The sequence below is a fragment of the Haloplanus salinarum genome, from assembly GCF_024498175.1.
Taxonomy (GTDB): domain Archaea; phylum Halobacteriota; class Halobacteria; order Halobacteriales; family Haloferacaceae; genus Haloplanus; species Haloplanus salinarum.
The window spans coordinates 3,100,095-3,114,550 of the sequence record NZ_CP101823.1; the positions used below are offsets into that span (position 1 = coordinate 3,100,095).

General features: G+C 65.5%; 10 protein-coding genes, 1 tRNA gene, 2 rRNA genes and 1 pseudogene. 7 read left to right on the forward strand and 7 right to left on the reverse strand.

Annotation, left to right across the window (positions count from 1 at the left end; genetic code table 11):
* Positions 1-94: 94 nt before the first annotated feature.
* From NO364_RS16205 to NO364_RS16215, 3 genes are all read left to right on the forward strand, one after another.
* Positions 95-3,012, forward strand: a 23S ribosomal RNA gene (locus NO364_RS16205).
* A 126-nt stretch (positions 3,013-3,138) separates the two neighbouring features.
* Positions 3,139-3,260 (forward strand): 5S ribosomal RNA (gene rrf, locus NO364_RS16210).
* A gap of 156 nt (positions 3,261-3,416) precedes the next feature.
* Positions 3,417-3,492: transfer RNA gene (locus NO364_RS16215), tRNA-Cys, on the forward strand.
* A 104-nt stretch (positions 3,493-3,596) separates the two neighbouring features.
* Here NO364_RS16215 and NO364_RS16220 read toward each other — a convergent pair.
* A pseudogene (locus NO364_RS16220) lies at positions 3,597-3,873 on the reverse strand (DUF8150 family protein).
* A 261-nt stretch (positions 3,874-4,134) separates the two neighbouring features.
* Between NO364_RS16220 and NO364_RS16225 the strand changes: the two are divergent.
* Positions 4,135-4,695 carry a hypothetical protein gene (locus NO364_RS16225; RefSeq protein WP_233255224.1) on the forward strand — a complete coding sequence of 187 codons (561 nt, stop codon included), beginning with the start codon at positions 4,135-4,137 and terminating at the stop codon, positions 4,693-4,695.
* 29 nt (positions 4,696-4,724) lie between these two features.
* On the opposite strand, the gene NO364_RS16230 is transcribed toward NO364_RS16225, so the two are convergent.
* The 5 genes from NO364_RS16230 to NO364_RS16250 form a co-directional block, all read right to left on the reverse strand.
* Positions 4,725-5,867, reverse strand: a complete 1,143-nt coding sequence (locus NO364_RS16230) for a tubulin/FtsZ family protein (protein ID WP_157689892.1) — start codon at positions 5,865-5,867, stop codon at positions 4,725-4,727.
* Between the two features lie 47 nt (positions 5,868-5,914).
* Positions 5,915-7,096, reverse strand: a complete 1,182-nt coding sequence (locus NO364_RS16235) for a tubulin/FtsZ family protein (RefSeq protein WP_157689891.1) — start codon at positions 7,094-7,096, stop codon at positions 5,915-5,917.
* 132 nt (positions 7,097-7,228) lie between these two features.
* Positions 7,229-7,546: a hypothetical protein gene (locus NO364_RS16240; protein WP_257628039.1), complete on the reverse strand. Its 318-nt coding sequence runs from the start codon at positions 7,544-7,546 to the stop codon at positions 7,229-7,231.
* Positions 7,547-7,638: 92 nt separating this feature from the next.
* Positions 7,639-9,531 carry an ABC transporter ATP-binding protein gene (locus NO364_RS16245; RefSeq protein ID WP_257628040.1) on the reverse strand — a complete coding sequence of 631 codons (1,893 nt, stop codon included), beginning with the start codon at positions 9,529-9,531 and terminating at the stop codon, positions 7,639-7,641.
* A gap of 24 nt (positions 9,532-9,555) precedes the next feature.
* Positions 9,556-11,031, reverse strand: a complete 1,476-nt coding sequence (locus tag NO364_RS16250) for a PAS domain-containing protein (protein WP_257628041.1) — start codon at positions 11,029-11,031, stop codon at positions 9,556-9,558.
* Positions 11,032-11,167: 136 nt separating this feature from the next.
* Here NO364_RS16250 and NO364_RS16255 point away from each other — a divergent pair, with 136 nt between their 5' ends.
* The 3 genes from NO364_RS16255 to NO364_RS16265 all read left to right on the forward strand — a co-directional run bounded on the left by NO364_RS16255 (position 11,168) and on the right by NO364_RS16265 (position 14,009).
* Positions 11,168-12,172 carry an alcohol dehydrogenase gene (locus NO364_RS16255; RefSeq protein ID WP_157691173.1) on the forward strand — a complete coding sequence of 335 codons (1,005 nt, stop codon included), beginning with the start codon at positions 11,168-11,170 and terminating at the stop codon, positions 12,170-12,172.
* 99 nt (positions 12,173-12,271) lie between these two features.
* Entirely contained in the window at positions 12,272-13,735 is a 1,464-nt protein-coding gene (locus NO364_RS16260; RefSeq protein ID WP_257628042.1) for a methyl-accepting chemotaxis protein, read from the forward strand.
* 100 nt (positions 13,736-13,835) lie between these two features.
* Positions 13,836-14,009: a hypothetical protein gene (locus NO364_RS16265; RefSeq protein ID WP_157689886.1), complete on the forward strand. Its 174-nt coding sequence runs from the start codon at positions 13,836-13,838 to the stop codon at positions 14,007-14,009.
* On the opposite strand, the gene NO364_RS16270 is transcribed toward NO364_RS16265, so the two are convergent.
* Positions 13,985-14,422 (reverse strand): dCTP deaminase/dUTPase family protein, encoded by a 438-nt coding sequence (locus tag NO364_RS16270; protein ID WP_157689885.1) that lies wholly within the window; start codon positions 14,420-14,422, stop codon positions 13,985-13,987. The two genes, NO364_RS16265 and NO364_RS16270, sit on opposite strands and share 25 nt — an antisense overlap.
* Between the last annotated feature and the right edge of the window lie 34 nt (positions 14,423-14,456).

Sequence of the window (14,456 nt, forward strand, 5' to 3'; positions counted from 1 at the left end):
CGCATCCACGAGAGCGTAATGAGACCGTATGTACGTGCGATCCAGGCGTCCACTGGACCCGACAGTCAAACCGGGTCACTAGTGTGACAAACCATCAATCTGGCTACTGTGCCAGCTGGTGAATGGCTCGGCTCGAGAGCCGACGACGGACGTGCCAAGCTGCGATAAGCCTCGGGGACCCGCATGGAGGGAAAGAACCGAGGATTTCCGAATGGGAATCCCCTCGCAATTGCTTCGCGCAATGGGGAACGCTCCGAATTGAAACATCTCAGTAGGAGCAGGAACAGAACGCAAACCGCGATCCCGTCAGTAACCGCGAGTGAACGCGGGCCAGTCCAAACCGAATCTCTTACGAGACATGTGGTGTCGGGCTGATCTTCAACATCCGACCCAACCCGAGAAGTCTCCTGAAACGGAGCGCGATACAGGGTGACAGCCCCGTATCGGGCTGCAGTACGATGGGAATCAGTCCCAGAGTAGCGGGGATTGGATATTCCTCGTGAACGTCCCAGGCATCAACTGGGAAGACTAAACACTCCTCGAGACCGATAGCGAACAAGTAGCGTGAGCGAACGCTGAAAAGTATCCCGAGAAGGGAACTGAAATAGAGCCTGAACTCAGCTGGCGATCGAGCGACGGGGCATACAAGGTCCTTCGACAAACGAACACGGGGCGACCCGTTAGTAGGACTCGAAGGAAGCCGATGTTCCGTCGTGCGTTTTGAAAAACGAACCAGGGAGTGCATTTGCTTGGCGAGCCTAACTCGACCATCGAGGAAGGCACAGGGAAACCGATACGGCCGCAGTCTTACGACCAGGGCCACCGTGTTCAAGCGCGGGGAGTCAAGCGGATGCGACCCGAAACCGGGTGATCTACGCGTGGGCAGGGTGAAGCGTACCGAAAGGCACGTGGAGGCCCGTTAGGGGTGGTGTCCTACAATACCCTCCCGTGACCTATGCGTAGGGGTGAAAGGCCCATCGAACCCGGCAACAGCTGGTTCCAGCCGAAACATGTCGAAGCATGACCTCACCTGAGGTAGTCCGCGAGGTAGAGCGACCGATTGGATGACCCGCCTCCGAGAGGAGTCGGCCATCCTGTCGAACTCCGAACTTGCGGACGCCACAGACGGTGGGAGTCCGGTGTGCGGGGTAAGCCTGTGCACCGTAAGGGAGACAACCCAGCGGTAGGTTAAGGTCCCCAAGTGTGGATTAAGTGCGATCGAAGGTGGTCCCGAGCCCTAGACAGCCGGGAGGTGAGCTTAGAAGCAGCTACCCTCTAAGAAAAGCGTAACAGCTTACCGGCCGAGGTTCGGGGCGCCCAAAATGATCGGGGCTCAAATCCACCACCGAGACCTACCCGTGTCCGTCACAGGACAATCGCGTAGGCTGGCACTCCGCTCGGGCGGAAGCACGGGAGAGATTTCGTGTGGACCGAGTGGTGACGATAATCCTGGTCACAGTAGCAGCGATAGTCGGGTGTGACACCCGACGGCCTTACGAGCAAGGGTTCCTCGGCACTGCTAATCAGCCGAGGGTTAGTCGATCCTAAGTCTCGCCGTAACTCGACCGAGACAACAGGGAAGCTGGTTAATATTCCAGCACCGCCACACATTGAAAGTCGACGCTTTGGGGACAACCGAGCCGGGCTTTCGCCCGGTCGAATCGAGTACATCCGTGGAAGCCGTAATGGCAGGAAGCGGACGACCCTCGAGACAGCGCAAGTCGGTCGTACCTAGAGCCCGTGAAAAGACGAGTGTGGTGATCGTACCGAGATCCGACACAGGTGCTCTGCCGGCAAAAGGCAAGGCCCGTCGGGAGCAACCGGCGTTAGGGAATTCGGCAAGTTAGTCCCGTACGTTCGCAATAAGGGATGCCTGCTCTGGAGAAGAGCAGGTCGCAGTGACTCGGGCGCTCCGACTGTCTAGTAACAACATAGGTGACCGCAAATCCGCAAGGACTCGTACGGTCACTGAATCCTGCCCAGTGCGGGTATCTGAACACCGAGTACAATCGGACGAAGGACCCGTCAACGGCGGGGGTAACTATGACCCTCTTAAGGTAGCGTAGTACCTTGCCGCTTCAGTAGCGGCTTGCATGAATGGATCAACGAGAGCGCCACTGTCCCAACGCTGGGCCCGGTGAACTGTACGTTCCAGTGCGGAGTCTGGAGACCCCCAAGGGGAAGCGAAGACCCTATAGAGCTTTACTGCAGGCTGTCGCTGAGACGTGGTCGCTACTGTGCAGCATAGGTAGGAGGCATTACACAGGTACCCGCGCTAGCGGGCCACCGAGCCAGCATTGAAATACTACCCGGTAGTGACTGCGACTCTCACTCCTGGCGGAGGACACCGGTAGCCGGGCAGTTTGACTGGGGCGGTACGCGCTCGAAAAGATATCGAGCGCGCCCGATGGTCTCCTCATCCGGGTCGGAAACCCGGAAGAGAGCGCAAGAGCACAAGGAGGCCTGACAGTGATCTTCCCAACGAGGATCGCTGACGCGAAAGCGTGGTCTAGCGAACCCACGAGGTTCATTTATGGGACCCGTGGATGACAGAAAAGCTACCTTAGGGATAACAGAGTCGTCACTCGCAAGAGCACATATCGACCGAGTGGCTTGCTACCTCGATGTCGGTTCCCTCCATCCTGCCCGTGCAGAAGCGGGCAAGGGTGAGGTTGTTCGCCTATTAAAGGAGGTCGTGAGCTGGGTTTAGACCGTCGTGAGACAGGTCGGCTGCTATCTATTGGGGGTGTTGAAGGTACCTGACGGGAACAGGCGTATAGTACGAGAGGAACTCCGCCTGGGTGCCACTGGTGTACCGGTTGTCTGAAAAGGCAGTTGCCGGGCAGCCACGCACCACGGGGTAAGAGCTGAACGCATCTAAGCTCGAAACCCACCTGGAAAAGAGGTACCACCGAGGACACTCGTAGAAGACGAGTTAGATAGACTCGGGGTGTACGCGTCAAGGCAACGAGACGTTCAGCCCGCGAGCACTAACAGTCCGAGCCACATTCATTGGATTTCGCACTGTGACCCGATTCGATTTGACTGTCGGGTCCAGGCGCTAACTGGATCGCACGTACGTACGGTTGGACCCTACCGGCATTGGCATCGCGACGGTTCGATTCCGTCGGTCGGCATGAAGGCGGCCAGAGCGGCGGGGAAACACCCGTACCCATCCCGAACACGGACGTTAAGCCCGCCTGCGTATCGGGCAGTACTGGAGTGGGCGACCCTCTGGGAGTGCCGATTCGCCGCCTCACCACTCATACTCACGTTGGCGAGCGACGGCACTGTCGCTCGCCGTCTTTCATACGTCGACCAGCGACCGCCACGCACGGCCGGTCGCTCCGTTCCGGACACATCACGCGACCGGCGACCGCTAGGCTTAAGCGCCGGACACCGATACTACCGACTGCGCCAAGGTGGCAGAGTCCGGCCTAACGCAGCGGCCTGCAGAGCCGCCCATCGCCGGTTCAAATCCGGCCCTTGGCTCTCACACGATCCCCTAAAGCCCAAGACGACTACGTCTTGGCGACTCCTCTTATTCCGAGGCGTTATGTACGATTATCGAGAGGAGTTTTCCAGGACGGGATCGACTACTCCGAATCGTCGTCGGACTCGTCGCTCGCTTCGAGGATCTCCGCCGCTACATCCGTTACGTGCTGCTGGTGGGCAACCGACGTCTGGACGCTTTGGGCTGCATCGAGCTGGTCGTTGACGACTGCGTTCTGCTGTGGTCCCCACGTCTCAGGGGGGTTCGGACTCGATGTATTCGGCTCAGCGCTTGACACCTTCGATGCGCTGCTCACGGTTGCGTTCGTGCTTCGCATCGAGGCGCTCATGCGCGTTTGAGTCCGATACCCCGGATTCGATGCCTACGAGGGGATAACGCGATGGCTACCAGCCCGACGCAGCCGAACAAAAACTGTTAACCATCCGATTGACTATCTTGGACCGATGCAGACGGAATCCGACCTCGTCGCTGCGGTCAGAGCCGATTTCTTCCGGCTGCTAACTGCTTGGCGTGAGCTTCTGTTCTCGATGCACTCGGCCAACCACCCGGTTCGAAATCAGTGGCGGCCCCGCACGACACAGGGTCGCCTCGCGTTCTGGATCTGGAGTGTACTGGGATCCGTGCTGATCGTCGGCGTGTATCCCTTCGCAGTCGTTGGGTTTTGGATTCGATACGTGACTCGACGGCTCAATCGCGTCGCGACAGGGCTGGGATTGCTCGCTATCGTCGCTGTCGCGGCCGTCGCCTGGAGTGCGCTGACGGCGCTGGCGTGGGGGAGTTTTCCGGCCGCCGGATTCAAGGCTGTGCTCACGGCAAGCGCGGTCGCAACGGTCTCGGCCGGGCTCGCGTGGGGAACCGCCCGCGCCGGTAGTCGGCGGGTGACGCTTCTCGCGGCGTATCCGTTCGCCGTCGCAGCGATCTTTCTCCCGCCCGTGACGGCTGCACTCTTTTCGCCCACGCTGGGTGCGATCATCTTGCCGAGCAGTACGTCGTTGGCCGAGTGGATCCTCGACAATATCCTAGTGGTCGGTGATCTCAGTGCCGTCATTCGACAGCAGTTCGACTTATCGGGCATCGCGTTCGTGGGGATGTGGTCCGGGCTTGCCGTCCCGATCGGGTGGGGACTGGGCCTTCTCGTCACGTTCGCGAACGCAGTCCGACCCCGCGACGATGGGGGGTGACGGTGGTCGGCCGTCGACGGGCCGGGCGATCAGGTCGACTCTTCGGGTGCCCGAAGTTCGTCAGTATCGCGGTCGTATTCGACCGCCTGTTGCTGTATCGCGTCGATCCTGGGCACCTCGGTGACGTTTGCGAGTAACACGACGGCCGCGACGGTCGACGAGTCGGGTCGTGGGTCGTCGCCGGCGAGTACCTCGACCGTGTCCGTCTCCTCCTCGAGCCACTGGCGGGCGCTTTCGAAGCCTCGTCGGGAGAGTTCGTCCGGGGGACCGGACAGCACGACGAGCACCCGCTCGGCGCTCGACACCTCACACGGCAGCGTCAGCTGTGAGTTGAGCGATTGCCGGACGAGGCTCTGGGTCTTTCCCGCGTCGGTCCGCTCGTCCGTCGTCTCGTTCTCTCGGCTCCCGACGAGGATCGACCGGAGCCACGACAGAAACCCGCCGCCGTCCTCGAGTTCGGTTGCGGCATAGCCGATCGATGCGACTCCCCCCGGCGAGAGCGTACGGATGATGTCGCTGGAGTCCAAGGTGTTCGCCCCGATCGACGAGGGATCGGCGTCGTCCCTGGCGAACAGCTTCAGGACTCGGGACGCCAGTTCGCGGTTCGCAGGCTCGTACGGATCTTCGGCGGCCTCGGCCTCGGTGCCGACCCATCGGTCGTTGTCGAATAGGAGGGTGCTGTCGGCCGCCGGTACGATCGACCGGAGCGAGCGAGCGGCGTTCAACGCCGCCTCGCCGCCGTCGTTCGCCCCCGGCAGGACGCCGAGGACGTACACCGGTTTGTCGTACATCTCCTGTAGCCGCTCGACGAGTACGGCGCCGGCGCCGCTTCCGGTGCCCCCGCCGAGGCTCGTCACGACCAGCATCCCGTCCAGTTTGCGCATGGTGATCGAGTCGAGGGCACGGTGTATCTCGGGAAAGTCGGTACGGGCAATCTCGACTGCCAGGTCCTGGTCGCCGTCGACGCCGTCCTCGACCTCGCGGTGTGTGTCGCCGATCGTCACGTGTTGTTCCTGCGGGATGTGATCGAACTCGTCGCCGACCGTTCGCGAGATATCGACGGTCATCAGGTTCCCGTAACACAGTTGTCGGTCGCCCTCGGCCTCGATACTGCGGATGGTATCGACGAGACGGCTCCCGGTACCGCCGATGCCGACCAGCGCGAGTTTCATCGCTGCCCTCGTTGCGGGGCCGGAGCGGGTGCGGTTCGAGACACGGTTCAGACGACGGGGTCGAGGTCGTCGTTCTCGTCGGTGATCAGGTCGTTGATCTTTTCCTCGCGGGCCGCCTGCTGTTCGGCGATCTGTTCCTGCGCGTCGACGGCCTGGTTCTGAAGCGTCTCGATCCGGGAGGCACCCGAGACGTTCGAGAGGAGTACGGCTGCCGCGAGCTGTGATGACTTCTCCCGTGGATCGTCGCCGACGAGTACTTCGACCGTTTCGGCTTCCTGTTCGAGCCACTGGCGGGCACTCTCGATCCCCTTTCGGGAGAATTCCTCTGGCGGTCCGGAAAGGACGACGAGCACCCGCTCGGCGCTCGACACCTCACACGGTAGCGTCAGCCGCGAGTTGGTCGCCCGGCGGACGAGGGACTTGATCTTCGTCGCCTGGCTGGCGTCGTCGAGGGGGTCGTCGTCGGCACCGCCGCCGCCCCACCTGTCGAGCAGGCCTTCGGGCTGTGCGTCGACCGCCGTGGCGGCGTAGCCGATCGAGGACACCCCGTCGGTGGCGAGCGTTCGGATGATGTCACTCGAGTCCATCGCGTTCTCCGCGACGTCCGTGTCGTCGGTCTCACCGGCTGCCAGCAGCGTCACGATCCGGGCTGCCAGCTCGCGGTTCATCTCCTCGTATCCCTCTTCGATCGTCTGGTCGCGGGCGCGCCAGGCGTCGTTGTCGAAGCCGATGAAGTTGTCCACCTTGTTGACGAACGACTGGAGGGAGCGGGCGGCGTTCAGCGCCGGGCGTCCACCCTCGTACTCGCCGGGGAGGATACCGAGGGCGTACACCGGTTCGTCGTACATATCTTGGAGGGCGTCGATGACGACCGGACCGCCGCCGCTCCCCGTACCACCACCGAGGCCTGCGGCGACGAGGATCGCATCGACGTTGTGGATCTCGATGTCGTCGAAGGCACGACGTATCTCGTCGATATCCGCCGACATGACTTCGGCACCGATCTCCACGTCTCCACCTACTCCGTGGCCCTTCGATTTCTGGTTCGTATCGCCGACCAGGACGCGCTGCTCTTCGGGGATGTATTCGGGCTTCGCGAGGTCCGTTCGGGCGGTGTTGATGGCATGGACGTGGCGACAGAGGTTCCGGTTGGTCTCGGATTCGAACTCGACCATCCGATCCACGACCTTGCTTCCGGCGTTGCCGACACCGATTGTAGCGAGTTTCATAACCGTCGGTCGTGTTGACTGTACGGAGGGGTATAGTTAATTTGGTTCGACAGCCGCTGCGCTCGGCGTTTCCGTTCGATCCACCGCACCGTCCGTGGGGAGACGGCTCCGGACGCGGTACGGACTCCGGTTTCAGGCCCGGTTCTCGGTGAGGGCGCGTTCGATACCCCGTTCGATCGCTGCGTCCTCGTCGGTACCGTCCTCGACGGCGGCCTCGTAGCCCGCGGTGAAGGAGTCCATCACGTCTTTCGCCAGTTCGCGGACGTCGGTTTCGGAGGGCTGGACGTTGTCGACGGCGGTCGAGTCGTCCCGTTCCTCGTCGACGATCCACACCTCGAAGGTGCCGTTCCGGTCCGGCGTGGGCTGGAACTTTACCTCGACTTCGACGGTCCGGTTCTCGTACTCCCGTCGGCCGGTCTTCAGCCAGCCTTCGGGTACTGCTCGGCTCATGGTCGCTACTGGGACCGTAACCGGGATAAGCGTATCCGTGCCACAGGGATCGATCGTCTCGATCTACCGGTGGCCGTAGGCGACCGACGACGTCAGTCGTCGGCGGGTGTCCGGGCGTCGGCCTGTGCGTGCCAGAGGGCGGCGTAGTCCCCCTCGTCCGCCAGGAGGTCCGCGTGGCTCCCCGACTCGACGATCTCGCCGTCCTCGAGGACGACGATCCGATCGGCGTCGCGGATCGTCGAGAGGCGGTGGGCGATGACGAAGGCGGTGCGGTCCTCGACGAGGCGGTCGAGGCTCTCCTGGATGCGCTCCTCGGTTTCGGTGTCGACGTCGCTGGTCGCCTCGTCGAAGACGATGATGGCGGGGTCGTTGACCAGGGCCCGCGCGATGGCGAGGCGCTGGCGCTGCCCGCCGGAGAGTTTGACGCCGCGTTCCCCGACGAGCGTGTCGTAGCCCGCGGGGAGGTCGGTGACGAAGTCGTGGGCTTCGGCGGCTTTCGCGGCCTCGATCACCCGATCCCGGGCGGCGTCGTCGGCGTCCCGTTCGGCGGCCAGCGCCGCACGGTCCCCGTAGGCGATGTTCTCGGCGACGGTGCCCGAGAAGAGGTAGGGGTTCTGTTCGACGAGCGCGATCTCGTCCCGCAGGGCGTCGAGGTCGTACTCGCGGACGTCGACGCCGTCGATCCGGACGGCACCCGAGTCGACGTCGTGGAACCGCGGCAGGAGCTTCACCAGCGTCGACTTGCCCGCGCCGGTGGTGCCCGCCAGCCCGACGGTCGCGCCCGCGGGGACGGAAAGCGAGACGTCCCGGAGCACCGGCGCCCGGTCGCCGTAGCCGAAGGTCACGTCCTCGAAGGTCACGTCGCCGTCCACGTCGTCGGGGCGGTACGGATCGGGGGGCGAGGTGACCGTCGGCTCCCGCCCGAGGAGGCCGAACACCCGTTCGGCGCTCGATTTCGCGAGCTGGTACTTGTTCGCGGACTTCCCGACGCGACGCATCGGCGAGTAGAGCCGCCGGAGGTAGAGAAAGAAGAGGGCGAAGCTCCCGGCGGTGAGCGCCCCCTCGGCCCCGTTGATGTTGTCGAGGCCGCCGACGTAGAGCACGAGGACGAACACGACGCCGGTGAGCAGGCGGAGGCCGGCGAAGAAGGCCCGCCTGATCCGCAGGGCGCCGACCTTCTCGTCGTGGTAGTCCTGGCTCCGCTCGGCGACCCGGTCGCGCTCGAACCCGTAGCGGTTGAAGCTCTTGATCACCGCGGCGCCGCCGAGGTTGTTCTCCAGGCGGGTGTTGAGGCGGGCGACCGACTCCCGGATGGACTTGTAGCGTGGCTCGATCCAGGTGAGGAAGCGACCGCTCGCGAGGCCGATGATGGGGACGGGCGCGAGCGCGATGGCGGCGAGTTTCGGCGAGTAGTGCCAGAGGACGACCGCGATGCCGCCGACGGTGGCCACGACGCGGATCACCTGCCGGAACTCGGTGTTGAGGAACTTCTCCAGTCGGTTGACGTCGCTGTTGAGCACCGACATCATCGCGCCGGTCTGGTGGTCGACGAAGAAGTCCATCGAGAGGCGCTGGAGGTGGTCGTAGGTGTCGTTGCGGAGGTCGCGTTGGATCTTCTGGGCCGAGGACTGGAGGAGGTACCGGGAGGCAAAGCGGGTGACCGACCGGAGAAGGTAGGCGAGCGCCGCGATGAGCACCAGCCGTTCGAGGAGCGCGACCCGGGCCGCACGCCCCACGATGGGCTCGGCCGGAAGCAGGCCGACCGTGGCCAGCAGCCCGGGGTCCGCAGGGCCGTTGATGACCCGATCGATGGCGGTGGCGACGAGGATCGGCGGGACCAGACGGGCGAAACGGGTACAGAAGGCGGCGAGGACGCCGAGGGTCAGACGCGGCCAGTAGGCTCGGGCGTAGGCCAGCAGGTTCACCATCGGGTGTCCGTCGAGCGTCTCGCTGACGTCCTCGAACCCCCCGTGTTCGTCGGCCATCGACGCGCGATACTCGACGGACGGTCAAGTACTGTGGGATTCCGGGTCGGCTCGCCGCAGTTCGACACGGAAGACGGCCCCCTCGGGGTCGTTGTCCTCGATCCGGACCGACCCGCCGTACGTGTCGACGAGGTTGTCGACGAGATAGAGGCCGAGGCCGCTTCCCGGGCTCTCCAGTCCCTTCTCGCCGCGGCCGAAGACCTCCCGCTTGCGCTCGTCGGGCACCCCGGGGCCGTTGTCGGCGATGCGGACGACGGCCGTCTCCGCGGTCACCTCGGCGCCGACCTCGATCTCGATCGTCGCCTTGTCGTTGTGGAAGACGGCGTTGTCGAGGAGGTTGCCGAAGACCGACGCGAGGATCGGGGTGGCCCACACGTCCACCGTGGGCAGGTCGTCGTCGCCGCGGATCGTGACCGACTGCGACCGGTAGTCGAAGTTCGAGCGCACGCGGTCGACCTCCGTCCGGAGCACCGGCGCCAGGGGGATGGCTTCGAGCTCCGGGTCGGCCGTCCCCAGGATGTCGACGAGGTCCCCCACTGCCTCGGTGAGTTCCTTGGTGTGGGTGGCGGCGGTCATGATCCGCTCGAAGGCGTCCTCGTCCGCCGGGTCGATCCGCTTGGCGAGTTCACCGCCCCACCCCAGCGCGACCGACATGTCGTTTCGGATGTCGTGGCGGACGATCTGGTTGAGGAGCGCGAGTCGGTCGCGCTCGGTTTCGAGGTCCCGCTCGGCCCGCTTGCGGTCGGTCACGTCCTGCTGGAAGCCGACGTAGTGTGCGAGTTCGCCCGCGTGGTCGTACAGGGGTGCGATGGTGACCTGGTTCCAGAACTCCTCGTCGTTCCGACGGTAGTTGCGCACTTCGACGGTGACGGGGTCCTGGTCCTCGACCGCCTGTCGCATCCGTGCGACCGTCTCCGGATCGGTGTCTGGGCCCTGGAGGAACCGACAGTTTCGCCCGAGGACCTCCTCGACGGGGTAGCCCGTGATCCGTTCGAAGGCGGCGTTGGCGTAGATGACCGGGTTGTCGGGGTCTTCGGGATCGGAGATGGTGATGCCGACGGGGGCCTCGTCCATCGCCCGCTCCTTGAGCTGGGAACTGATCCGCTCGCCCGTTCCCCCCTCCGTCCCCTCCCGTTCCCGGTCCGCGTGGTGCAGGACGACGAACCGGTCGCCGTCGTGAGTCACCGGCGCGAGGGTGATCCGGAGCGCGTCGCCGTCGGCGTCCGCCCGGTACGCGAGTTCGGTCCCGGCGTGGTCGTCGTCGTCGAGGAGCGACCGGACCCGCGTCGCGACCGTCGAGGCCTGATCGTTCCCCGAACGGGCGAGCGTTTCGAGGTACGTCCGTCCCTCGTCCCCGTCGCGGGGGACCAGCGGGTGGTCGCGCTCCGCGGCGAACGCGCGCCACGCGGCGTTGGTCTCGACGATCCGTCCCGTCCCGTCCAGCACCGCGATCCGAGCGGGGAGCGCGTCGAGCACCTCGCGGGTCAATCCCGAATCCATGCTATCGACGTCACGTTCCCCCCCTCTGAGGCCACCGTATTAGAACTGTTCGCTCCGACCGCCGGTTGCGGGCCGCCTTGCCCCGAACGTGCGGGTTTTCCCGCGCCGTCCCGTCCTGACGGACATGACAGAGACGATGCGAGCGGCCGTCGTCCCCGAGGCCGGTGCCGACTTCGAAGTGGTCGACCGAGCGGTGCCGGAACCGGCGCCGACGGAGGTCCGTATCGCCGTCGACGCCTGTGGGATCTGCCACAGCGACGCCTTCGTCGTCGAGGGGACGTTCCCCGGCGTGAGCTACCCGCGGGTCCCGGGCCACGAGGTGGTCGGCCACGTCGACGCCGTCGGCGAGGAGGTTACCGCCTGGAGCGAGGGCGACCGCGTCGGCGCCGGGTGGCACGGCGGCCACTGTTTCACCTGCGATCCCTGCCGTCGCGGCGACTTCCTCCAGTGTGAGAACGCCGAGATCACGGGTCTGACCTTCGACGGCGGCTACGCGGAGTACGCGACCGTCCCGGGGGAGGCGCTGGCGGCCGTCCCCGAGGACCTGTCGGCCGTCGACGCCGCGCCGCTCCTGTGTGCGGGCGTCACCACGTACAACGCGCTCCGGAACAGCGACGCCCGCCCCGGCGACGTCGTCGCCGTCGTCGGCGTCGGCGGCCTCGGTCACCTCGGCGTCCAGTACGCCCACGCCGCCGGCTTCGAGACGGTCGCGATCTCCCGTAGTCCCGAGAAACGCGACCTGGCGCTCGACCTCGGCGCGGACCACTTCGTGAACGCGGCCGACCGCGACCCCGCCGAGGCGCTCCAGGAACTCGGCGGCGCCCGGGTCGTCCTCTCGACGGCCCCCTCCGCGGACGCCATCGAGTCGGTGCTCGGCGGCATCGGCACCGACGGCGAGGTCGTGGTCGTCGGCATCCCCGGCGAACCCGTCCCGACCGACGTCCAGCATCTGGTCGCGACCCGCGGTGCCGTCTCCGGGTGGGGCTCCGGACACGCCCGCGACTCCCAGGACACCCTCGAGTTCAGTTCCCTCCGGGAGATCACGCCCGTCGTCGAGACGTTCGCCCTCGAGGACGTGACCGACGCCTACGACCGGATGATGGAGAACGACGCCCGGTTCCGCGCGGTGCTCGACCTCTAACCGGCGCCGGCCGGGGGCACGCCAGTATCATTCTGGATAATCGATCCCCCAATTATATGCGACCGAACGTCCCTCTGGACGCTAGCGACGGCGAGACCCATGAGCACACCCAAACAATCGGAGCGACACGTGGCTGAGTTCCCCCTGTCGTTCGACGCGATAATCGGCCGGATCGGCGCACCTATCTTCATTCTCGACGCCGATCACGAGGTCGTTCTCTGGAATCGGGGGATGGTGGAGTTGACGGGGAGTACCGAGGCCGACGCGCGGGCGGCGGACTCGGTCGGCGAGGCGTGGTACCAGGACGGCCGTCGGGCCAAGACCCTCGCGGACAAGGTACTGGATGCCCCCCGCGACGCCCACCGGGAGTTCGACGTCGAGCGGATCGACGACGGCGACCACCCCGAATATCAGGACCGGAGCACGTTCACCGACACGCGCGGCGACACCCGACACATCACGTTCAGCGCGTCGCCGCTGTACGACGATGGCGAACTCGTGGGCGTGGTCGAACTCGTCAAGGACCGCACCGAGGAGGTACGCCGCCGGCAGCGAATCGAGGACCTCGTCGAAGAGGTCACCTCGGCCATGCACGCGATCCAGGACGGCGACCTGAGCGCCCGCGCCGAGTTCACCGCCGACGAGTACATCGACGAGGAACTGTTGACGGTCGTCGACTCGCTGAACGAGATGGGTGCGACCCTCGACGGCCTCGTGGCGGACGTGGACGACCAGACGCGGGAACTGCGGGAGATCACCCAGGAGGTCGCCGACAGCGCCACCCGGATGGAAGGGATCGCCGAGGAACAGGCCGACCGCACCGAGGAGGTCGCCGACGAGGTGTCGAACCTCAGCGCCACCGTCGAGGAGGTGGCCTCGACGGCCGACTCCGTCGCCGACACCAGTCGACAGGCCCGGGACCACGCCGAGTCGGGCCGGGAAGTCAGCCGGGAGGTCCGCGACGTGATGTCGTCGGTCCGGTCGTCGAGTCGGGAGGTTCGCACCGACGTCGACGAACTCAGCGGCACCGTCGACGAGATCGACGAGGTGATCGAAGTGATCAACGACATCGCGGATCAGACGAACCTGTTGGCACTCAACGCCAACATCGAGGCGGCCCGCGCCGACCACGACAGCGACGGGTTCGCGGTCGTCGCCAACGAGATCAAGTCGCTCGCCCAGGAGGCCCAGGACCAGGCGGGGGAGATCGAGTCGATGATCGTCGAGGTCCAGCGACGGACCGAGGGGACCGTCGACAGCCTCGAAGCGACCGAGTCGGAGATCGACGACGGGGTCGCGGAGGTCGAGTCGAGCATGGCGAAACTCGACGAGATCGTCGAGGCGGTCGGCGAGGCCGTCGCCGGTATCCAGGAGGTGTCGACGGCAACGGACGAGCAGGCCGCCAGCGCCGAGGAGATCGCCGCCATGGTGGACGAGGCCCGCGACCGCGCCGATCAGGTCGCCGAGGAGGTCGCCGAGGTGGCTCGCGCCGCCGAGCGCCAGACCGAGAAGGTCGCCGAAATCGAACGCAGCGTCGGCCAGTTGCGCGGCGACGACCACTAGCCTGCGGCCGATCTCCGACAAAATCCGCCGTCACCGAAACGCCGTAGTGACCACCGTTCCTACCGGCGCGGCGACTATGGACCGACGTGCAACACTCGGTATGTCGTTCGCCGAACTGGTCATGGCACGGGTCGGGCAGGGAGTCGGCGCGCTGTGTTTCCTCTTTCTCCTGCCGATCCTACCGTTCCTCGCCGTCGCGGCTCTCGCCTCGTCGCTGGTCCGGTCCGACCCCGACCACCCCGAGCCCTCCTACCGCCCCGACTGGGCGGAGTGAGGCCGGAGCGTCGACACCCGCGCGTTCTCCTTCAGGTAGAGGCCGCCGTCGCTCACCGAGAGCGGCATCCGCGGGAGCGACGTGACGACCCGCGTCGGGTGGGAAGCGCCGCGTTCGAGCACCGCCTCGCGGGTCTGGAGTAGTGCGGGACCCGCCGTCAGGGACTCGTTGTATTCGATCAGGTACTGGCCGCCGTCGAGGTGCCACCAGCCGTAGTCGTCGTCCGGGCGACGCGTGCGGGTCTCGTGGGGGCGGGTTCGCGCCGGTTCGAGTTCGCCGCCGCCGAAGTCGATCCGGCCCGCGTCGTCGACCACGTACACCGCGCCGGCGGTGAGGTCGATACCGTCCTCGTGGATCTGCGTCTCCTCGTGGAGGAGGCCGTCGACGGCCGTTCGGAGGTCGGGCGCCGTCATGTCCGAGTCGTGGGCCGCGGTCGACAAAAGTTCC